Below are 21,213 nucleotides of genomic sequence, written 5' to 3' on the forward strand. Positions count from 1 at the left end.
CCAGTCTATTTTATGGATAAGCAACTTTATCGATAAGTAGCTTTGTCGATTTGGCAAAATTTCTAACGATGTTTAGCAAAATTTAGCCATTTTAAGACCACTAAATATATAAATGTGCTAATTGATAACACGCCCTAATTTACGATGATTTTATAAGGTCTTTTTTATGTTTGCTCCTGCTCTATTGCCTCAATCTTATCATCATTTGATACTCCTGCGTATCAGTGTGCTTGCTGTATTGGCTCTAGGCACTAACGCTTGTAGCACACTGACACCAGCACCGGCACCATTAACGCCTATAGCAGATGAACTCAGAGTTGCGTTAGTGTTGGGCGGCGGCGGTGCCAAAGGTTTTGCGCATGTTGGCGTGATTAAGGCTTTAGAGGAAAACGGTATCAAACCAACCTTGGTCGTTGGCACGAGCATCGGCAGCTTGGTTGGTAGTCTATACGCTAGCGGCTACACGCCAGCACAGCTTGAGCGCTTGGCATTGACCACCACTGACAGCGAATTGACGGACTTCACCTTATCCAACCAAGGATTTATAGAAGGTATCAAACTCAAAAACTTTATTAATGCAAAAGTTGGTGGTCGCCCTATAGAATCGTTTCCCATTCACTTCGCTGCTGTCGCGGCTGAAAAGCACACGCTAAAAAAGGTCATCTTTACCACCGGAGATGCTGGGCTTGCCGTTCAAGCATCTTGTAGCGTACCTAATATTTTTATTGCCCCGCGTATTCCTGAAAAAGTTGGCAAAAAATATATCGATGGCGGCGTGGTCAGCTTAGTGCCTGTCGATAGCGCCCATGATTTGGGGGCAGATATCATCATCGCCGTCGATGTGACGGTGCCTACCTCGAATAAAAAGAACATAACAAGCAATCTCTTACCCGCTATCACCTCATTGAGTAGCTTTTGGAGCTTACTTGAAAACAATTTAACCGCCAGCACTGCTCATTCAAATACCAAGCACAGCGCATCAATGCGCAATGAACGCGCGCGTGCTGATATTGTGATTACCCCTGATGTCGGTCATATCAGCTCATTAGATACCAGTCAACGTAGCGCCCTTATTGCTGCTGGCACACAAGCAACCACACCACAAATCAATGCGATTAAACAATTAGTTAAAGAAAAATCACAGAGTAAATATGCGACTTTATAACGATATAGTTAGTCCACTATTAAAAAAATACAGCGGGACTGGGATGCTTAGTTTTTAATATTGGTTTTGCAACCTCTGTCGGCATAGACACAGCAAGCCAGAAAAATGTATACCAGTTTCGCATTATTAAATAACGTATCCATTTTATTCAATATTAACTTATAGTTAATCAAATCCTCGACAAGCTAACCTCAAACATTAGGATTTCAGCCATTAAAAAAGCACCGCAGTCATAAACTGTGGTGCTTTTCACTATTAGCTAAATCAATTTTGCTTAAACAGCATGTATCAATTAATAAGCAAATCTATTTAACGCGGGCGCGGTATTTCAATGCTACGGTGTCATTGAGGCCAACACCTTCGATATCCCAGCGTACTGCTTTGTAGTATTTGAATGGGATTTCTTGTAATTGATTGTCCACCTTGCCACGTAGCGGCATACGGGCGAAAGTATCGCCATCGGTGCTGCCATATGGGAAGTCAGGCGAGACCGCGCGCAATAGTTCTACTTGCTCAGGGATACTCATGGTGACCGTCATTTTGCGTACTCGATCAGCATTGGTATTGGTAAAATACCCTTGATACTCTAAGACGTTGCCTGCTTGCAAGCGCGTGTTGGCATTAACAGGTACCAAGACCTCCTGACCATTGGCATCAACACTGATCAGCGAGGCAGTAATTTTGGTATTAACGGCTTGCACACTAGAATTACCGCTACGGGTGCTTGCTTGATTGGTACTTGACTGCATGGTAGCTAAATTATCTACTGCTTGCTCTGGGGTCGGCAGCATCGCTGAGGCTTGGGTCACAGCCATGACGCCGACGAGCGTACCAGCGATCACGTGAAACAGACGGTGTCCGCTAAAAGCGCTAAAAGGATTGGCAAAATGGTTACTTTTTTTCATGACTTTCATTATCCCTAGTTAATATATCGGTAAAACGCAGCTGGCAAAACCTGACTATCTGGTTAATGCATTTTCAATGCTTTTTAAACTCTGACACTTATCGCTTTAACTTTTTAAGTTTCTCGCGGTTTGGATAGACGAGACTTTATATGAGCAATACACTTAATGACGACATCTCGGATTATGAGCAGGCTATCATCATATACGCTCCATGCTAGTAACGTTCATTTTTATTGATTATCTGCGTTAGCTGTCTATAAAGCAATAGCGCTTAGCATAGCAAAAAGCGTTTGTAGGTACACTAACCCCGTGTTGAGGTTGTGTATATTGTCAATTTACTACAAAGATTGATGAACGCTACTGAAATAAAAGATAGCTCACAACGGCGTTTTTTGCTATGGTAATTCTTTAGCGACTGGCATTTTTTGTCACGTCCTTTTTTCTTATTCTGACTACTACTGCTCCCATTATGACTACTAGCGCCATGCCACAGATTAATCCCGAATACGTTCATTGGTTCCGTAATTCTGCCCCCTACATTAATACCCATCGCGGTAAGACTTTTGTGATCATGTTTGGCGGTGAAGCGGTCAATCACCCGAATTTTAGTACGCTTATCCATGACTTCGCCTTGTTACATAGCTTGGGCATCAAGCTGGTGTTGGTACATGGGGCCCGACCGCAAATCGAAAACAACCTGCAAGGCACTGATATCACCTCGCCGTTGCATGAAGACATTCGAGTGACGCCGCGTGTAGCGATGCCGTCTATCTTGCAAGCCGTTGGTGCCATTCGCTTACAGATTGAAGCACAGCTATCGATGGGACTGGCCAATTCACCCATGTACGGCTCGCGCATCGATGCCGTGTCAGGCAATTTTGTCACCGCCCGCCCTTATGGCATTCGTAATGGTGTCGATTATCAAATGACGGGTGAAGTGCGCTCTATCGACGTTGAGGCCATCAAAAACAACCTACTCCACGATCATATCGTGATTTTAGGCTCGATGGGTTATTCAGCGACTGGCGAAGTTTTCAATCTACTCGCTGAAGATGTGGCATTGAGTGCTGCCGTCGCACTTGGCGCGGATAAGCTGATATTCTTAGGTGAAGAAACGGGTATCAATGACGATGATCGCTTGCTACGCGAAATGATTCCAAATGAAGTCGATCGTTTCTTACGTGGCCGTGATCTAAATTGTGAGATCAACTACTTTTTAAATTGCGCCAGTAATGCTTGCCGTCAAGGCGTTCATCGCACCCATATTATCTCTTATGCCAAAGATGGTGCATTATTAGAAGAGCTATTCACTCGTGATGGCTCTGGTACGCTCATTAGCCACGACCCTTATGAAGAAATTCGCCGAGCAGATATCGACGATGTCGTGGGACTTATTGAACTGTTATTACCGTTAGAAGAACAAGGCATCTTGGTCAGTCGTTCGCGCGAATGCTTGGAGCAAGAGATTGATCACTATAGTGTGATTGAGCGTGATGGTATGATTCTGGGCTGTGCCGCGCTTTATCCATTAGATGCAGATGCGGCAGAAGTCGCTTGTGTCGCTGTTCATCCCGAATATCGTAGCGGCAGCCGAGGTGCGGATTTGCTAGCGTTTTTAGAGCAGCAAGCGCGCAGCCATGGTTTGCACAAATTATTTGTGTTGACGACTCGTACCGCCCATTGGTTCGTCGAACAAGGCTTTGCAGAAGTTGAAGCAAGTGCCTTACCAGAAGCACGACAAGAAAAGTATCATAACGGACGTAACTCTAAAGTCTTCCAAAAGACACTTTAACGAGTGACTCAATTGATGAGTAAACAGTGAACTAAATCATGTCCAAACAAAAAGCCCTCATAATATTTATGAGGGCTTTTTCTGTTTTAGGACGAGATAGAGTATTAGATTTTATTTCAGAATTATTTTACTTTTAACAGCTCAACCGTAAAGATTAAAGTGCTATTAGGCTCGATACCTGAGTTACCTGCCTCGCCATAAGCGATGTCTGATGGGATATAAAACTCATATTTGCCGCCCTCTTTCATCAACTGTAGACCTTCCGTCCAGCCAGCGATAACTTGATTTAATGGGAATTCAATCGGCTCACCACGCTCATAAGAGCTGTCAAATACCGTACCATCGATCAATTTACCTTCGTAGTTTACTTCAACCACGTCAGTCGCTTTTGGTGATTTACCAGTACCTGGAGCAATTACTTTGTATTGTAGACCAGAGGCAGTCTCTTTTACGCCTTCTTTTTTCGCATTTGCAACTAAGAATGCTTCACCAGCGGCTTTGTTGTCAGTCGCTTTGCTTTCCATATCTTTGACAAACTTCTCTTCTTGCTCTTTTTGATAGGTCATCAATACTTCTTGCATTTGCTCTTGTGTCAGTGCGGAATCATTGCCTTCATAACCATCACGAAAGCCTTTTTCAAAGGTATCAAGATTGAGATCGCCGACCGCTTCTTTGTTACCTTCTGCCATCATATAGCCCAAGCTATAACCCACTTTTTCATTGGCTGGGCTTTTTTCAGTCACTGAAACGCTTTGACTAGAGGTTTCTTGATTACCATTATTAGTACTACAACCGGTAACTAATAACATAGCACTAACAAGTGCACTAACGCTTAAAGTAGTGATTTTTTTCATAGAGTACTCTCAAATTGTAAGTATAGTGGCGAGATGTCACATATTTCTATAATAACAAATCTTAGTTTTAGGAGCCATGTTTAGGATGAAATTATCGGGCCAATGTACAGTCTGTGTTAACATTTCTCGCAAAAATAACAAGTTATCACACAAATATAGTAACAGGTTAAGCTTTCTGTCTTTAAATCTATCAATACATCAGCTAAGCTAAATTAGTTAAGGTGATAAGTAACTGGACGTCAGTTTTACTTCTATATATTGGGATATCGGTAGCCACATTGCGTAATAGAGATGTATGGCCATCGCAGATCCACATTTTTCTATAGCAGTATTACTTTTCCAGTCACTATAATGTCCCTGTATAACTTAAATTAAAAACACTATTTATAATTACCATCTATATGATTTTGCTCAATAACTAAGGTTCTGATTACCTACTATTTGTGATGGTTACCTTTGTTATTTCACAGCTCATATATGATGCTTCAAGGAGGATAAGATGAATCCAACATTTACATCTTTTAATGGTTATCTTGGTGGGCCGATCGGCTCCATTATTGGTGCTATCTTAATATTTATTATTGGCTGGCTCGTAGCTTTAGGCATCGCGGCACTGGTACGCGGTGTGCTGTCTAAAGTGAATCTTAATCAACGTATGAATTCTTCTACTGGCAAAACCTATGATCTAGAGGGTATTATCTCTAAGATTATTTTTTGGTTTATCTTTATCATTGCCATCTCAGGAGCGCTTAGTCAGTTGAACTTGAACTCTATCTCAGCACCGTTTGCAAATATGGTTAACCAAGTATTGGCGTTCATTCCTAATCTGATCGGTGCTATTGCTCTTGGTGTGATTGGTTGGGTTGTGGCAACTGTTGCCCGCACAGCGATCAACGCAGCACTAGCCAAAACATCAATGGATGAGCGTTTAAGCGCTAAAGCTGGCGTAAAACCAATGAGTAGCACGATTGCTGATATGGTTTACTGGTTCATCTTATTGGTTGTTCTAACCATGGTATTGGGCCAATTAGAGCTTGACGGTTTATTTGCCCCATTGACTAATATGGTAGACAAAATCTTCAGCTTTATTCCTAACATCCTAATTGCTGGTGTGGTGTTTGTCGTTGGTTATATCATTGCTAAAGTTGTACGCGGCATTGTGACCAACCTTGTTTCTACTTTTAACGTGCAAGAGTTGGCGTCAAAAGCAGGTTTGAACGAGCAAAACAGCCTACCTAATATCGCGGGTTCATTAGCGTTTTTAGTTGTGATTATCCCAACGATTATTGCCGCATTAAATGCGTTAAAAATCGAAGTGATTGCTCGTCCTGCGACGAATATGCTGAACAAAATCATGGAAGCTTTGCCAAACATCTTTATGGCAGTGGCTATCCTAGTAGTGACTTTCTACGTGGTACGTATGGTCGCTAATATTATTAAAGGCTTGATCGAAAACACTCAGATCAACCAGTTGCCTGCGAAAGTTGGCTTACAAGAAACCATGGGTGATAAAAGAGTCTCTGACCTTGTTGGTTATGCGATCATCTTTTTTGCCATGTTGTTTGCCGCTATCGCAGCCGCTGATTTATTAGGTTTTGAGCCTATCTCAGCTATTATCACGATGTTTATCGCTTTCGGTGCCAACATCATTTTGGGCGCGATCATTCTATTCATCGGTTTCTGGCTTGCCAATATCATTGCTGGTGTCGTTGAGCGCTCTGAGCAAGGCTCACAGTTCTTAGCAAACATCGTACGTGTACTAATCATGGGCTTGGTACTAGCCATGGGTCTAAAAGCGATGGGTATTGCTGACTCTATCGTTAACTTAGCATTTGGTCTAACGTTAGGTGCCGTTGCGGTTGCCTTTGCTCTATCATTCGGTCTTGGCGGTCAAGAAGCAGCAGCACGTTTCCTACGCAAGATGCAGGACAAAATGGACAAAGAGCGTACTGAAGCAAAAGCGAAGTCTGCTTTGACGCCTAATTCATCAACGCAAGACAAAGTTGCTGATTCAGTTCGTGAGAATACGCCGAGTGCACCAACTACCTCGACTACCAACTTACGTACAGATACGGTCGATACCACAAAACTTGGTACTGACCCTGTAGATACTACTGATGTTGGAACTACTGGAACTACGACTAATAACGATTTATTACCTGGTAGCGGTCTTATCGACGACACCAATAAATAAACCTTTATGAAAGTATAATTTCTAAAAAAAAAGACAGCTTAGGCTGTCTTTTTTTATGGGTGTTTGTATGATAGATGATTTCTTTAAGTTAAACGACGACAAATTTATCCATAGTCAAAATACCCCAAAACGCTACGATACTGCTGATATAAACTTTTTGTAGCCTCTGTCTGCACAGGCACAGCAAGCAAGAAAAATTGATATCAGCAGTGCATGATGTATCGATATTATTTTTCACTGACTGATATTACTTTTCACTGACTATAGTATCGATTTATAGCTTATCTTTACGGGCTGGAATAGAAAGGTTGAGACGGATCTGAGGCAAATCATTTACTGGCTCGTTTGGCTTCTTAGCCGCTTGCTTCTTAGCCACTGGCTGCTGAATATCTTGCTGCTCAGCACCTTGCTGTTTGAGACGCTGTATTTGCTTGGTAAGTTGACGCTCGCGCTGAGTCATATTATTCACGGGTTGAATCCACAGATCGATGTCCATGAAAGTCTCGCCGGCATCAGAGATAAAATCTATACCAAGTATGATGACATGGTGTAGCTCAGCCATCGGCAGACGCGTGGCAACATCTTGCGCAATGTGCTGTAAGTTTGGCTGAATAGCCGCTTTACTGTTCTGCCCCGCCAAATCTTGCCCATAAAATATCAGCACATAATGCCGACCAAGATTTTCATATGAATGCTGATGTACCACATAGCCAGTTTTTTGCAACGCCAGCTCTTGTTTTGGGTGTCTATATAAAGTGCGAATCAGTTCATGCCGCGAAAACGCGGATTCGTCTAATAATTGCTGCTGCCAAAGAGAGAACTGTGGCTTTAGCGACTCGGTGTTTGCTTGAGCTGTCAGCTCTGCACTGACTGTTTGGATCATCTGCGTACTAAGTTGCGACCAGAGTGTTGCTGCTTGTTGCCTATGTTGTTGATACATCTGGGCAGTTTGGCTCTTATTTTTTTGGGCTAAGGTCATGGCTACCAAGGCAGAATTTGGTGCTTGCTGAATACCATATTTGATCAGGGCATTATCGATCGTGATAGCATGGTCAAATAAGAGCGCACTGCTTAAAAACTGCGTGACAAGCATGTCTTCAGATTCAAAACTCGCGACATGGCTGGAGACCGAGCGCTGGAGCTGGTCAAGATGATATCCTAAGAATCGCCATAGCTCGCATGGCGTCTGTAATGCGAGCGTTATCGAACACCAGTCATGCCAGCTAAATACTTGCAGTCGCTGTGCATGGTCACTCATATCGACGACCAAATTTTCCATAAAATAGCGTGCTGCAAATTCGTGCTTTAAGCGCTTCGGTAACTGATTGCGCTGACGGTTATGTTCAATATTATTGTCATTGTTGTGTTCATCATTATTGTCACTGTTATTATTGTTGCTACTATTAGCGTCCTCACTGAACTGGATGTCGACGACCAATACGTCATAAACGAGCGCCTGATTGTCTTTATCTTGAGAAGAGTCAGTCTTAGTCTTTTGCCATGCTAGCACCGCTTTGACCGCTGCCATACGTACTGTTTCGATATTAGCCAAGCTGGTCTCAGAAGGCAGATATAAGATGAGTGCTAATAGTTGAAGCTTACCTAGTGGTAAATGATAGTGATACTGTCGAGCTGTATAATGAGCCTCATAACGAATCTCTATGGTTTGCATGTTAGGTAAAGCAATGTCTAAAGCATCTGTCTGTAGGTAGCAGGCCAACTCATTGACCAGATAACCCCCATCAGATGTGCCAGTAATCGAATTGAACACAGTCTCAACCTTCTATTATCAATGAAATATAACGTACCCTACACGGCAACTTACAAAGATCATGCCATTTTTGTGAAGATGATAGGCATAATTCAATAAAGAAAAAGTAAACTACATAAGTGCAATTATACAAAGTCGCTTTCCAAGCAATGACTTGTTATGATGACATAAAAGTAGCACAGCTGACGCATTGATTTATAGTGCAGCCATTACGTTAGGGTCTGCTCATTCATTTTTTATGTAGTGACTATTATTATTTGCATATAAGAACAAGGACTGAATACTATGAAACGTTTTAAAGAAAAAACCGTTATCGTAACAGGAGCAGGCTCAGGTATTGGTCGTGCGACGGCCATTCGCTTTGCTCAGGAAGGTGCCAGTGTTGTTTTAGTGGGACGGACTGCCGATACGTTGGCAGAAACCGCCAAAGAATTCCCGCAAGACCGTACGTGGATTCATACCGATAATTATATGACCATCACTTGCGACATTAGTGTGCAGAGCCAAGTGCAAGAAATGATTAAAAGAGCCATTGATCAGTTTGAAAAAATTGATATCTTGGTGAACAATGCAGGTAAAGCCACCAAAGGTAAAATTACGGAGCTAACGGCTGAAGACTGGAAATCAGCGATTGATGTGAATTTAAACGGTACTTTTTATGTCTGTCAGGCAGCCATGCCACATTTGATAGCGACCAAAGGTAATATCGTCAATGTTTCCTCATTATCAGGGGTCGGTGGTGATTGGAATATGGCCGCTTACAATGCTGCCAAAGCTGGCGTTAGCAATTTAACACGTACCCTCGCCTTAGATCATGGTCCTGATGGCGTGCGTGTCAACGCAGTTAATCCAAGCGTGACTAAGACAAACATGACCAGTGCCATTCAGAATAATGATGCCAAGACTGATAAATTCTTAGATCGTTGTCCACTTGGTCGTCTGGCCACGCCAGAGGATATTGCCGCCGCGATTACTTTTTTAGCGAGTGATGATGCGTCGATGATTACCGGTGTTAATTTACCGGTAGATGGTGGAGTTAATGCTTCTAACGGTCAGCCTCAATTCTAAACATTGCTATCTTTGTATTTGAATATGAGCGTTTTACTAACCATTCATAAGAGGTTCGAACGCTCATATTCGCAAGATAGACCTAATCGGCTGAATTATTAACATCCTGTAGTGGCTGCGATAAGCGCTCAGGATGTCTTGGTATCACCCCTTTATATTGAGCATAGATTTTTGGCAAGTCAGCCTCGATATCTCCAGTAGGATACACAGCAGATAAAAAACGCACTTCTTTGGTATTATAATCTAACGCCACTGGCAAAATAGGGATACCAGCACCCACTGCTAAGTAATAAAATCCTGTCTTCCAGTCTTTGGTATATTCCCGCGTGCCTTCTGGAGATAATCCCAAAAACAGTGGCTCACCGGTCTTAAACTTATCAATACTCGCTTGTAGCACAGAGCCTTTATTACCACGATCGATGGGAATAATACCCATCCAACGTAATAGTTGCGCCAATACTGGGACTTTGAATAACGTGTGTTTACCCATAATGCTGATTTTTAAATCTAAGGCAAACAAGCTGGGTAATGCATAGACGCCATCAACGTTTGACGTGTGCGGTAATGCCAATACCACCGCTTGCGAGATATCTGGAATTTCACCAACGATTCGCCATCCTGAGGTTTTTAACAGGAAAGAAGCTATCACTGGAGCAATTGTGCCGCCCCGTTTGGGAATTAAATGCCCTAAATCCTTTTTGCTAAGCTTTGGCAATATTTTAGAGCGTGCAGAATTAGCAGCAGTTGGCAACTTAGAGCGATGGGTAAACTTCGATGTCATAACGGCACCAGATTATAAAAGATAGCTACATAATACCATTAAGTTTATGCCACTAAATTGCCTTTTACAGCCTTTTATTGTGCTATCTCTTACTCAACTCTACAGTGAGCATTCCTATATCTAATGCTAACTGTAGAGTCGCTTTAGTATAATTTGGAGACAAGAAAGGCAAGTGAAAGCACTATAAATATTAGACTAAGCGAGCCTGACACCGTATCCGACTTATATAAGCTTAACTATACTTTATGAAATATCAGCCAAGTTGCCTTTATCCTCAAGCCAAGTCTTACGGTCAGCAGAGCGCTTTTTGGCGAGTAGCATATCCATGACACTATTGGTGAGCACCATGTCGTCCATATCTAACTGCACCAAACGACGAGTATCACGATTCATAGTTGTCTCACGCAGCTGCTCTGCACTCATCTCACCCAGCCCTTTAAAGCGCGTAATTTGCGCTTTTTTATTGCCCGGTACATTGGCCAAAATGTGGGCAAGCTCAGGCTCATCCAACGCGTAATGCACGTCTTTACCGACATCCACGCGATATAACGGCGGCATGGCGACAAATAAATGTCCTGCATCGACCAAGGCAGGAAAATGCTTAACGAATAATGCGCAAATCAAGGTGGCAATATGCAGACCATCAGAATCCGCATCCGCTAAAATACATACTTTGTCATAGCGTAATTCGGACAAATCGTCTGACGCCGGATCGACACCGATAGCGATGGCGATATCATGGATTTCTTGGCTCGACAGCACGGTATCTGAGGATACTTCCCATGTATTTAGAATCTTACCGCGCAGTGGCAATATGGCCTGATAATGACGATCTCGTGCTTGTTTAGCACTACCGCCAGCAGAGTCACCCTCTACCAAAAACAGCTCTGCACCATCGCGCAAATCACCACGGCAATCAGCCAATTTACCCGGTAAGGCAGGACCTTGAGTAATCTTTTTACGCGCGACTTTTTTGGCAGATTTTAGGCGACGTCCCGCTTTATTAATCGCTAACTCGGCAATTTGAGCACCCATATCGGCATGCTGATTTAACCACAGACTAAAGGCATCTTTTGCCAATGTCTGTACGGCTCCGGCAGCTTCACGACTCGATAAACGCTCTTTGGTTTGCCCTGAAAATTGCGGCTCAGAAAACTTAAGCGACAAGATATAATTGACCCCATCCCATACATCTTCTGCCGTTAACTTCACACTACGCGGCAATAGGTTATGAATATCACAAAACTCGCGTAAGGCTTCTAGAATACCGGTGCGCAGACCATTAACGTGCGTGCCGCCTTGCGCAGTCGGGATAAGATTGACATAGCTTTCTTGAATGGGCGTACCACCATCTGGCAACCAAGACAGTGCAAAGGTAATAGCTGCACGTTCGCCCGCTTTCGCATCGTAATTATAATAGAAAGGTGCCTCAGGCAACGTCTCAAGACCATCTAACTGTTCGTTTAAATATTCAACAACGCCATCGGCAAACTGCCAAACGATTTTTTCATTGTTAATATCATCGACGAACTCAATCGTCAAACCCGCGGCCAACACCGCTTTGGCTTTTAGATTATGCTTTAGCTGTTTAACATTAAATTTTGGCGTATCAAAGAAGCTACCATCCGCCCAAAAATGTACTTTAGTACCGCGCTTGCGCTTGTTTGAGCTGATCGTTTCCGTCAAAGGCGTAACTGGCGCACCATTTTCAAACGCCATTTCAAACTGTGTACTATCACGCCATACGGTGACTTCAACGCGGGTGGACAGCGCATTGACGACAGAGATACCAACACCATGCAGACCACCCGAAACTTCATAGTTAGCGGTCGAAAACTTACCGCCAGCATGTAAGCGGGTCAAAATCAGCTCAATCCCTGACTGTTTAAACTCAGGATGAATATCAGTCGGCATACCGCGCCCGTCATCCTCAACTGACAACGAGCCATCACTATGCAATTGAACTTTGATGGTTTTAGCATAGCCCGCCAACGCCTCATCGACGGAGTTATCAATCACCTCTTGTGCCAAGTGGTTCGGACGGGTGGTGTCCGTATACATGCCCGGCCGACGACGTACCGGCTCAAGTCCTTCTAAAACTTCTAACGATTGCGCATTATATTCACTCACAAATGCTTCCCTTAATATTTACAGATCATTCATTCTATTGAACCATTATAACCAAAAATAACGACGGTAACGCTAATTGTCAGTCGCTCACGTCAGATAATGTCGTCTCTTTAAGCCGATAACAAACGCTGTAGTGTACTAATGACCATCGGTAGCTGTTCACCAAAATCCGTAAATCTATGATCACCACCCGCTTGCACAGTTACCGTCGCTCCCTGCGTTTGATAAAAATCTTTTGATAGTTCAGCATTTAGCAGCTCGTCAGCTTCTTTTAGCAAGACAGCGATTTTATGCGGATAATTAATGGATACCAATTGATGATCTGCAAACCATTGTAAATCCGCAGGGGTGATTTCCCAACCACCCGCAGTCGTATGTAGAACGTCACTATGAGATAACTCATCACTGCTTTCTTGATTTGATACTGAGGTGTCAGAAAAACGCTGTAGAGTAACATGAGGCTGAGTGCTAGGGTTTAGCAATAGTGAGAGGCAACCTGTATGATTGCTCACCAAGGTAGAAAAATAGCCACCTAACGAGCTGCCAATCAGTACAGTTTTGTCTTCTCTATTGAGTTCAGTTACCAATCTAACTAATTGCTCAAAGACTTGCGCAGGTGCGCTATTAAGGTCTGGGCGATATACGTTAATATCAGCATGATGCTGCTGGCAATAGCTTTCTAATAATATGCCTTTGGTCGAGTTGGCATCACTATCCAATCCATGAATATAAATAATGTTCACGTACAATCTCACTTATTAATTTTGTTATGATGACTTTATATATACTATAAAAGCTAAGCATAGCATTGCGTCGCCAAAAACAGTAACAATAAAGCGGCACACTATTATTCATTATTTACGACATAATAGTGTTTTAAAATAAGATGAGGCAAGTTAAAGGAATAACGATAAGCGCGATGGAGCCGCCATGAATCAGCAGTTTGAACTGTTCGAGATTGCCAATCCGTGTATTGGTGTGTGCACGAGCAATAAAAAGGGCTATTGCTTTGGTTGCCTGCGCAGTCGTCCTGAGCGTCAGCTATGGCTGAACATGACTAACGAGCAGCGCCGTGAGGTGCTACGGCTAGTCTCTGGACGCAGGCAACGTATCGAACAAATGAAACAGCGTAAAGGTGAGCAGTTGGGGTTTGATTTTAAAGAAGAGTTTGAGATGGGTAAGTTGTTTTAGGACGTTTAAAACAGATAGATCTTTTTAGCTATTCTTTTCTTCGACCTCTATGGATTGTCCAACATAGTATGCAGATTCCCAAAAAATAGCATCGCCGCTAGGATAACCTTTCTTATGATTCATAAGACTTTCAGTTTGTGATTCAAATATAGTAAATCGATATTTTCTAGATACATTGGCTCTAAGATTATTTGTTTCTATAGCAATCTCCAAAAGGTACTCACCTGCAAACCATTTAAAATTACTTTCTAATAAGCTATTAAAAGGTTCAACTATTTTGTGAGGAGCTATTGCGAAATGCTTTTCCCCAAATTCGTCTCGTTGACGTAATATTTCATTTTTAAGATTAATCTCTGCTTCCCGATATAATTTTTCTTCGTCTCTATCAAAATAATTAAGAAAGCTTACCAAATGACTCCATTCAGTTTGAGGCTTTAAATCAAAACTTGTTAGCAATACCAATTGATTGTCTTTTGGATTAGCAATATAGTTTTGAGCAGGCAACTCCATAACTCTTTTATTATCTCTAAAAATTATCGCCTTCATTTTCTTTACGCGGATAACTCGTCCGCCAACATTACGTAATATAAGATGTATTTGTAAGTTAGGGTTGCCAATTTTATGAGTAATAAATATTCTAGAATACACCTCTAAATCAAGTTTAGCTCTACGTATAAAAACATGAATAGGCGGAAGTTGAGAAAGTATCAAAGCCAAAAGAGCAATCAAAGCAGACCAAAATTTCCAATCTATAAAAATTTGATTAAAAGTCATTGTATGATTATTTCCCTGATTACAAAGTTAGTAACTAAATTAAAAAATAATAACTAGGTTAATTATATCTCACTGTAAAGTTGAAATCGCACCAAATAATTTTTTAAATATAATTACCTTTTTGATACAAGCGCTTCATAAGTAGCATCAGAAATTTGATGATCATTATTTATCAACATTATTCCAGAGTCGTTTTTTTGAAATGCATATTCAATTAAACGAACTCTTTTAGGTAAGACTTTATTACTACCAGTAATATATGCTCTATATTCTTAATGGAGTTCAACGCAAACTGAACGAATATTATTATCATAAAAATAATTATATTTAGTATGCTTTTCGGAAGGAAAGTTGTCACGATAATGTACGTTAAACTCGGGAGAAAAATACTTTATAAGTGTTCCTTCAATTACTGTTTTCCAATCATCTTTAGGTATGTTTTTTGACAGTTCGCCTTTTGGCATTAAATCAATTGCTGAGTCATTACTATCTATCTCAGGTAACATTATAGTTCTAGTAGACGGAGACTGAAAAGACATTAACTTAACAATAACTTCCTTTTCTGGCCTATTCGATATTACATCATTAGCAACCTTATTAATTTTTTCATGACCTTCAAATCTCAAATAAGTACCATCTGTAATTTCTGTTTGTCCTATATACATAACTTTGAGGTTAAGCAAATGTCCAATATGCTCATGCCATCCCATATCAGATCCAGTTTTCTCAAGAAACATGAAAACAGTCTCAAATCCAATTTCAAAGCCATCACTGTAATGAATTACGACGGATTTTCCACGTATTTCCATTGACGCCGTTATTCCTTGGTCAAAAGCTTGCATTATCATTTCATTTTCTTCCCAATCGAATTCATTCAACTGTTTAGAAACAACAAATTTAATATACTCGTGTTTATTTATGACAGACTCAGTTCTTATTCTTAATCGATTAAATTCGCATACTTGATAGTGAGTAAAAGGTTTACTTTTATTAATTTCAATTATTTCTTTTTGTCTAAGTTGATTTGGTTCAGCTAAGCATACGAAGTCTAAAACTGTATAAAATGATACTAACATTACTATTTACCTTAGTGTTGAATTTCGAAAGTTAAGCACTCGCATAGTTTTTAATAATGGCATATATGAAATATAAAAGTTTTTTGCCTGCAAACTTAGCACTAAAAAATTAAATCAACAATGATAATCGACCAGATTACCAAAATCTAAACCAAAGAAAACCCCCTGTGACTTATGTCACAGGGGGTTTAGCTTTTGAATAGAGAGCTGACGATGACCTACTCTCACATGGACGAATCCACACTACCATTGGCGCTACGATGTTTCACTTCTGAGTTCGGGAAGGGATCAGGTGGGGCCATCGCGCTATTGTCGTCAGCAAAGGGGGTTAGATATGAGTCTGATGTTGTTATTATTGACGTCAAGATATTATCTATTGGTCGACCAACTTGTAACCTAACTGAATCAAGGTTAAAGGTGATATCGAAATATTCTTTCTTTTATTCTATAGCCTAGGCTATACAAGATAGATTAATTAGAGCTTTGATACAAACCACTTGGGTGTTGTATGGTCAAGCCAAACGAGCAATTAGTACAGGTTAGCTACACACATCGCTGTGCTTCCACACCCTGCCTATCAACGTCGTAGTCTTCAACGGCTCTTTAGGGAAATCTAATCTTGAGGTGGGCTTCCCGCTTAGATGCTTTCAGCGGTTATCCCATCCGAACGTAGCTACCGGGCAATGCCACTGGCGTGACAACCCGAACACCAGAGGTTCGTCCACTCTGGTCCTCTCGTACTAGGAGCAGATCCTCTCAAATTTCCAACGCCCACGGTAGATAGGGACCGAACTGTCTCACGACGTTCTAAACCCAGCTCGCGTACCTCTTTAAATGGCGAACAGCCATACCCTTAGGACCTGCTTCAGCCCTAGGATGAGATGAGCCGACATCGAGGTGCCAAACACCGCCGTCGATATGAACTCTTGGGCGGTATCAGCCTGTTATCCCCAGAGTACCTTTTATCCGTTGAGCGATGGCCCTTCCATACAGAACCACCGGATCACTAAGACCTACTTTCGTACCTGCTCGACTTGTGGGTCTCGCAGTTAAGCGCGCTTTTGCCTTTATACTCTACGACCGATTTCCGACCGGTCTGAGCGCACCTTCGTACTCCTCCGTTACTCTTTAGGAGGAGACCGCCCCAGTCAAACTACCCACCATACATTGTCCTCGGTATTGTTATACCTGAGTTAGAACCCCAACATGACCAGGGTGGTATTTCAAGATTGGCTCCACAAACACTAGCGTGTCTGCTTCAAAGCCTCCCACCTATCCTGCACAAGTCAGGTCAAAGTTCAATGTAAAGCTGTAGTAAAGGTTCACGGGGTCTTTCCGTCTAGCCGCGGGTACACAGCATCTTCACTGCGATTTCGATTTCACTGAGTCTCTGCTGGAGACAGCGCTGCCATCATTATGCCATTCGTGCAGGTCGGAACTTACCCGACAAGGAATTTCGCTACCTTAGGACCGTTATAGTTACGGCCGCCGTTTACTGGGGCTTCGATCAAGAGCTTCGCTTACGCTAACCCCATCAATTAACCTTCCAGCACCGGGCAGGCATCACACCCTATACGTCCACTTTCGTGTTTGCAGAGTGCTGTGTTTTTAATAAACAGTTGCAGCAGCCTGGTATCTGCGACTGTCAACAGCTCAAGGAGCAAGTCCTATCACCATCAACAGCGTACCTTCTCCCGAAGTTACGGTACCATTTTGCCTAGTTCCTTCAGCAGAGTTCTCTCAAGCGCCTTGGTATTCTCTACCTGATCACCTGTGTCGGTTTAGGGTACGATTCGTTTATAACTATTGCTTAGAAGCTTTTCCTGGAAGCATGGTATTTGCCACTTCGCTGTACAAGTACAGCTTGCTATCAGATCTCAGCCATGTAGTAGCCCGGATTTACCTAAGCCACAAGCCTACATCCTTTCACCTGGACAACCAACGCCAGGCTGACATAACCTTCTCCGTCCCTCCATCGCATTATAAACAAGTATCAGAATATTAACTGATTTCCCATCGACTACGCCTTTCGGCCTCGCCTTAGGGGTCGACTCACCCAGCCCCGATTAACGTTGGACTGGAACCCTTGATCTTCCGGCGTGCGAGCTTTTCACTCGCATTATCGTTACTCACGTCAGCATTCGCTCTTGTGATACCTCCAGCATGCCTTACGACACACCTTCACAGGCTTACACAACGCTCCCCTACCACTTGAAAACAAATTCAAATCCGCAGCTTCGGCTCCTAGTTTGAGCCCCGTTACATCTTCCGCGCGGGCCGACTCGACTAGTGAGCTATTACGCTTTCTTTAAAGGATGGCTGCTTCTAAGCCAACCTCCTAGCTGTCTATGCCTTCCCACCTCGTTTCCCACTTAACTAGGAATTTGGGGCCTTAGCTGGCGGTCTGGGTTGTTTCCCTCTCCACAATGGACGTTAGCACCCACTGTGTGTCTCCCGGATATCACTCATCGGTATTCGGAGTTTGCATCGGTTTGGTAAGTCGGTATGACCCCCTAGCCGAAACAGTGCTCTACCCCCAATGGTGTTCGTCCGAGGCGCTACCTAAATAGCTTTCGGGGAGAACCAGCTATCACCGAGTTTGATTAGCCTTTCACCCCTATCCACAAGTCATCCCCTGGCTTTTCAACGACAGTGGGTTCGGTCCTCCGGTTGATGTTACTCAACTTTCAACCTGCTCATGGATAGATCACTCGGTTTCGGGTCTATGCCCTGCAACTAAACGCCCTATTAAGACTCGGTTTCCCTACGGCTCCCCTAAACGGTTAACCTTGCTACAGAACATAAGTCGCTGACCCATTATACAAAAGGTACGCGGTCACCCTAATAAATTAAGGCTCCCACTGCTTGTACGCACACGGTTTCAGGTTCTATTTCACTCCCCTCACAGGGGTTCTTTTCGCCTTTCCCTCACGGTACTGGTTCACTATCGGTCAGTCAGGAGTATTTAGCCTTGGAGGATGGTCCCCCCATCTTCAAACAGGATTTCTCGTGCCCCGCTCTACTTAATATGTTAACGCTAATGTTTCGAATACAGGACTATCACCTACTACGGTCAGCTTTCCCACGCTGTTCTTCTACATTAGCACTAATCGGCTTCTCCCCGTTCGCTCGCCGCTACTTGGGGAATCTCATTTGATGTCTATTCCTAAGGGTACTGAGATGTTTCACTTCCCCTCGTTCGCTTCTCGTACAAGTACGAGATACCTACCTTATGGTAAGTGGGTTTCCCCATTCAGAAATCTCCGGATCACAGGATATTGCCGCCTCCCCGAAGCTTATCGCAGGCTGTCACGTCTTTCATCGCCTCTGACTGCCAAGGCATCCACCATGTGCGCTTCATTACTTGACCATACAACCCCAAGTAGTCTTAACTTATAAATAAGTTTTAACTTCAAAGTGTCATAAAGTCTAATTATGATAACGATATCACCTAATTTTATACGCTTGATTCAGTTCTCTTTACTTTTTTAATAACTCACTACTGGGATAACAACTGATGTCGTTAAGTAGTGAGTCATTAAGGTTAGGAACAACGCGTGAACACGTGCTCCTAACCCAGACTCATATCTATGTTTTTAAATAGTTCTTACGCTCTCGTCGAGTCATAAGTTCTGTATAAAACAGAAAGAAATAATCGTATGATGTAATATCTGAATTATTTCTTTCTGTTTATGCTTGTTTAATATATTTACTATCGTATTTATTATGGTGGAGCCAAACGGAGTCGAACCGTTGACCTCCTGCGTGCAAGGCAGGCGCTCTACCAACTGAGCTATGGCCCCGTAAATAAATGGTAGGCCTGGGCAGACTTGAACTGCCGACCCCCGCGTTATCAACACGGTGCTCTAACCAGCTGAGCTACAGGCCTGTGTCTGCCTGTAAAGGCAAAGCGCTAATAATAAATACTAGCTAAACTAAAGAACAACTTGTTGTGAATTCTTGCTGACCGAATGCCATCTATAAGGAGGTGATCCAGCCGCAGGTTCCCCTACGGCTACCTTGTTACGACTTCACCCCAGTCATCAACCACACCGTGGTGAACGCCTCCCCGAAGGTTAAGCTATCCACTTCTGGTGCAATCAACTCCCATGGTGTGACGGGCGGTGTGTACAAGGCCCGGGAACGTATTCACCGCGGCATTCTGATCCGCGATTACTAGCGATTCCTACTTCATGGAGTCGAGTTGCAGACTCCAATCTGGACTACGATAGGCTTTTTGAGATTCGCATCACATCGCTGTGTAGCTGCCCTCTGTACCTACCATTGTAGCACGTGTGTAGCCCTGGTCGTAAGGGCCATGATGACTTGACGTCGTCCCCGCCTTCCTCCAGTTTGTCACTGGCAGTATCCTTAGAGTTCCCGGCTTAACCCGCTGGTAACTAAGGACAAGGGTTGCGCTCGTTGCGGGACTTAACCCAACATCTCACGACACGAGCTGACGACAGCCATGCAGCACCTGTATTCTAATTCCCGAAGGCACTCCCGCATCTCTGCAGGATTCTAGATATGTCAAGACCAGGTAAGGTTCTTCGCGTTGCATCGAATTAAACCACATGCTCCACCGCTTGTGCGGGCCCCCGTCAATTCATTTGAGTTTTAACCTTGCGGCCGTACTCCCCAGGCGGTCTACTTATTGCGTTAGCTGCGTCACTAAGTCCTCAAGGGACCCAACGACTAGTAGACATCGTTTACGGCGTGGACTACCAGGGTATCTAATCCTGTTTGCTACCCACGCTTTCGAGCCTCAGTGTCAGTATTATGCCAGAAGGCTGCCTTCGCCATCGGTATTCCTCCAGATCTCTACGCATTTCACCGCTACACCTGGAATTCTACCTTCCTCTCACATACTCTAGCTCAACAGTATCAGATGCAGTTCCCAGGTTGAGCCCGGGGATTTCACATCTGACTTATCGAGCCACCTACGCTCCCTTTACGCCCAGTAATTCCGATTAACGCTTGCACCCTCTGTATTACCGCGGCTGCTGGCACAGAGTTAGCCGGTGCTTATTCTGCAGCTAATGTCATCGTCCGTGGGTATTAACCACGGAGTCTTCTTCACTGCTTAAAGTGCTTTACAACCAAAAGGCCTTCTTCACACACGCGGCATGGCTGGATCAGGGTTTCCCCCATTGTCCAATATTCCCCACTGCTGCCTCCCGTAGGAGTCCGGGCCGTGTCTCAGTCCCGGTGTGGCTGATCATCCTCTCAGACCAGCTACAGATCGTCGCCATGGTAGGCCTTTACCCCACCATCTAGCTAATCCGACTTAGGCTCATCTAATAGCGAGAGCAGTAAACTGCCCCCTTTCTCCCGTAGGTCGTATGCGGTATTAATACGAGTTTCCCCGTGCTATCCCCCACTACTAGGTAGATTCCTAAGTATTACTCACCCGTCCGCCGCTCGACGCCTGATAGCAAGCTATCATCGTTTCCGCTCGACTTGCATGTGTTAAGCCTGCCGCCAGCGTTCAATCTGAGCCATGATCAAACTC

13 protein-coding genes, 2 tRNA genes and 3 rRNA genes are annotated in these 21,213 nt (G+C 43.4%); 5 read left to right on the forward strand and 13 right to left on the reverse strand.

Annotation, left to right across the window (positions count from 1 at the left end):
• The first annotated feature begins 166 nt into the window (after positions 1–166).
• Positions 167–1,165, forward strand: a complete 999-nt coding sequence (locus J5X94_RS10970) for a patatin-like phospholipase family protein (protein ID WP_210541275.1) — start codon at positions 167–169, stop codon at positions 1,163–1,165.
• A gap of 305 nt (positions 1,166–1,470) precedes the next feature.
• Here J5X94_RS10970 and J5X94_RS10975 read toward each other — a convergent pair whose 3' ends face one another.
• A complete protein-coding gene (locus tag J5X94_RS10975) occupies positions 1,471–2,070 on the reverse strand; it encodes a hypothetical protein (protein WP_210541276.1) in 600 nt (199 codons plus the stop codon).
• Positions 2,071–2,539: 469 nt separating this feature from the next.
• On the opposite strand from J5X94_RS10975, the gene argA reads away from it, so the two are divergent.
• On the forward strand, positions 2,540–3,862 hold the full coding sequence (argA, locus tag J5X94_RS10980) for an amino-acid N-acetyltransferase (protein WP_189586965.1): 1,323 nt from the start codon (positions 2,540–2,542) through the stop codon (positions 3,860–3,862).
• A gap of 122 nt (positions 3,863–3,984) precedes the next feature.
• Here the strand turns inward: argA and J5X94_RS10985 are convergent, their stop codons facing one another.
• Complete coding sequence (locus J5X94_RS10985; RefSeq protein ID WP_010201297.1) at positions 3,985–4,716, reverse strand: FKBP-type peptidyl-prolyl cis-trans isomerase; 732 nt, start codon at positions 4,714–4,716, stop codon at positions 3,985–3,987.
• A gap of 499 nt (positions 4,717–5,215) precedes the next feature.
• On the opposite strand from J5X94_RS10985, the gene J5X94_RS10990 reads away from it, so the two are divergent.
• A complete protein-coding gene (locus J5X94_RS10990) occupies positions 5,216–6,910 on the forward strand; it encodes a mechanosensitive ion channel (protein ID WP_210541277.1) in 1,695 nt (564 codons plus the stop codon).
• A gap of 274 nt (positions 6,911–7,184) precedes the next feature.
• On the opposite strand, the gene J5X94_RS10995 is transcribed toward J5X94_RS10990, so the two are convergent.
• Positions 7,185–8,681 carry a hypothetical protein gene (locus J5X94_RS10995; RefSeq protein WP_210541278.1) on the reverse strand — a complete coding sequence of 499 codons (1,497 nt, stop codon included), beginning with the start codon at positions 8,679–8,681 and terminating at the stop codon, positions 7,185–7,187.
• A 285-nt stretch (positions 8,682–8,966) separates the two neighbouring features.
• Between J5X94_RS10995 and J5X94_RS11000 the strand changes: the two genes are divergently transcribed.
• Entirely contained in the window at positions 8,967–9,749 is a 783-nt protein-coding gene (locus J5X94_RS11000) for an SDR family NAD(P)-dependent oxidoreductase (protein WP_210541279.1), read from the forward strand.
• 82 nt (positions 9,750–9,831) lie between these two features.
• Here the strand turns inward: J5X94_RS11000 and J5X94_RS11005 are convergent, their stop codons facing one another.
• The 3 genes from J5X94_RS11005 to J5X94_RS11015 form a co-directional block, all read right to left on the reverse strand.
• The gene (locus J5X94_RS11005) at positions 9,832–10,530 is read right to left on the reverse strand and encodes a lysophospholipid acyltransferase family protein (RefSeq protein ID WP_194620985.1); all 699 of its coding nucleotides are present in this window, start codon (positions 10,528–10,530) and stop codon (positions 9,832–9,834) included.
• Positions 10,531–10,773: 243 nt separating this feature from the next.
• Positions 10,774–12,660 carry a DNA topoisomerase IV subunit B gene (parE, locus tag J5X94_RS11010; protein WP_194620986.1) on the reverse strand — a complete coding sequence of 629 codons (1,887 nt, stop codon included), beginning with the start codon at positions 12,658–12,660 and terminating at the stop codon, positions 10,774–10,776.
• 110 nt (positions 12,661–12,770) lie between these two features.
• Positions 12,771–13,403, reverse strand: a complete 633-nt coding sequence (locus J5X94_RS11015) for a YqiA/YcfP family alpha/beta fold hydrolase (protein WP_210541280.1) — start codon at positions 13,401–13,403, stop codon at positions 12,771–12,773.
• Between the two features lie 187 nt (positions 13,404–13,590).
• Between J5X94_RS11015 and J5X94_RS11020 the strand changes: the two genes are divergently transcribed.
• Positions 13,591–13,851 carry a DUF1289 domain-containing protein gene (locus tag J5X94_RS11020; RefSeq protein ID WP_210541281.1) on the forward strand — a complete coding sequence of 87 codons (261 nt, stop codon included), beginning with the start codon at positions 13,591–13,593 and terminating at the stop codon, positions 13,849–13,851.
• Between the two features lie 24 nt (positions 13,852–13,875).
• Here the strand turns inward: J5X94_RS11020 and J5X94_RS11025 are convergent, their stop codons facing one another.
• The 7 genes from J5X94_RS11025 to J5X94_RS11055 form a co-directional block, all read right to left on the reverse strand.
• Positions 13,876–14,625 carry a hypothetical protein gene (locus J5X94_RS11025; RefSeq protein WP_210541282.1) on the reverse strand — a complete coding sequence of 250 codons (750 nt, stop codon included), beginning with the start codon at positions 14,623–14,625 and terminating at the stop codon, positions 13,876–13,878.
• Positions 14,626–14,897: 272 nt separating this feature from the next.
• Positions 14,898–15,701 carry a hypothetical protein gene (locus J5X94_RS11030; protein WP_210541283.1) on the reverse strand — a complete coding sequence of 268 codons (804 nt, stop codon included), beginning with the start codon at positions 15,699–15,701 and terminating at the stop codon, positions 14,898–14,900.
• Between the two features lie 205 nt (positions 15,702–15,906).
• Positions 15,907–16,021 (reverse strand): 5S ribosomal RNA (gene rrf / locus J5X94_RS11035).
• A 188-nt stretch (positions 16,022–16,209) separates the two neighbouring features.
• A 23S ribosomal RNA gene (locus J5X94_RS11040) occupies positions 16,210–19,071 on the reverse strand.
• A 357-nt stretch (positions 19,072–19,428) separates the two neighbouring features.
• Positions 19,429–19,504: transfer RNA gene (locus tag J5X94_RS11045), tRNA-Ala, on the reverse strand.
• Positions 19,505–19,513: 9 nt separating this feature from the next.
• A tRNA-Ile gene (locus J5X94_RS11050) sits at positions 19,514–19,590 on the reverse strand.
• Positions 19,591–19,682: 92 nt separating this feature from the next.
• Positions 19,683–21,213: ribosomal RNA gene (locus J5X94_RS11055) — 16S ribosomal RNA — on the reverse strand; the annotation flags it as partial.

The sequence above is a fragment of the Psychrobacter sp. K31L genome, assembly GCF_017942195.1.
Taxonomy (GTDB): domain Bacteria; phylum Pseudomonadota; class Gammaproteobacteria; order Pseudomonadales; family Moraxellaceae; genus Psychrobacter; species Psychrobacter glaciei.

Coding starts and splice junctions, on each gene's coding strand:
- J5X94_RS10970 (WP_210541275.1), top strand. CDS start 167: ATGTTTGCTCCTGCTCTATTGCCTCAATCTTATCATCATTTGATACTC.
- J5X94_RS10975 (WP_210541276.1), bottom strand. CDS start 2,070: ATGAAAAAAAGTAACCATTTTGCCAATCCTTTTAGCGCTTTTAGCGGA.
- argA (WP_189586965.1), top strand. CDS start 2,540: ATGACTACTAGCGCCATGCCACAGATTAATCCCGAATACGTTCATTGG.
- J5X94_RS10985 (WP_010201297.1), bottom strand. CDS start 4,716: ATGAAAAAAATCACTACTTTAAGCGTTAGTGCACTTGTTAGTGCTATG.
- J5X94_RS10990 (WP_210541277.1), top strand. CDS start 5,216: ATGAATCCAACATTTACATCTTTTAATGGTTATCTTGGTGGGCCGATC.
- J5X94_RS11000 (WP_210541279.1), top strand. CDS start 8,967: ATGAAACGTTTTAAAGAAAAAACCGTTATCGTAACAGGAGCAGGCTCA.
- J5X94_RS11005 (WP_194620985.1), bottom strand. CDS start 10,530: ATGACATCGAAGTTTACCCATCGCTCTAAGTTGCCAACTGCTGCTAAT.
- J5X94_RS11020 (WP_210541281.1), top strand. CDS start 13,591: ATGAATCAGCAGTTTGAACTGTTCGAGATTGCCAATCCGTGTATTGGT.
- J5X94_RS11025 (WP_210541282.1), bottom strand. CDS start 14,625: ATGACTTTTAATCAAATTTTTATAGATTGGAAATTTTGGTCTGCTTTG.
- J5X94_RS11030 (WP_210541283.1), bottom strand. CDS start 15,701: ATGTTAGTATCATTTTATACAGTTTTAGACTTCGTATGCTTAGCTGAA.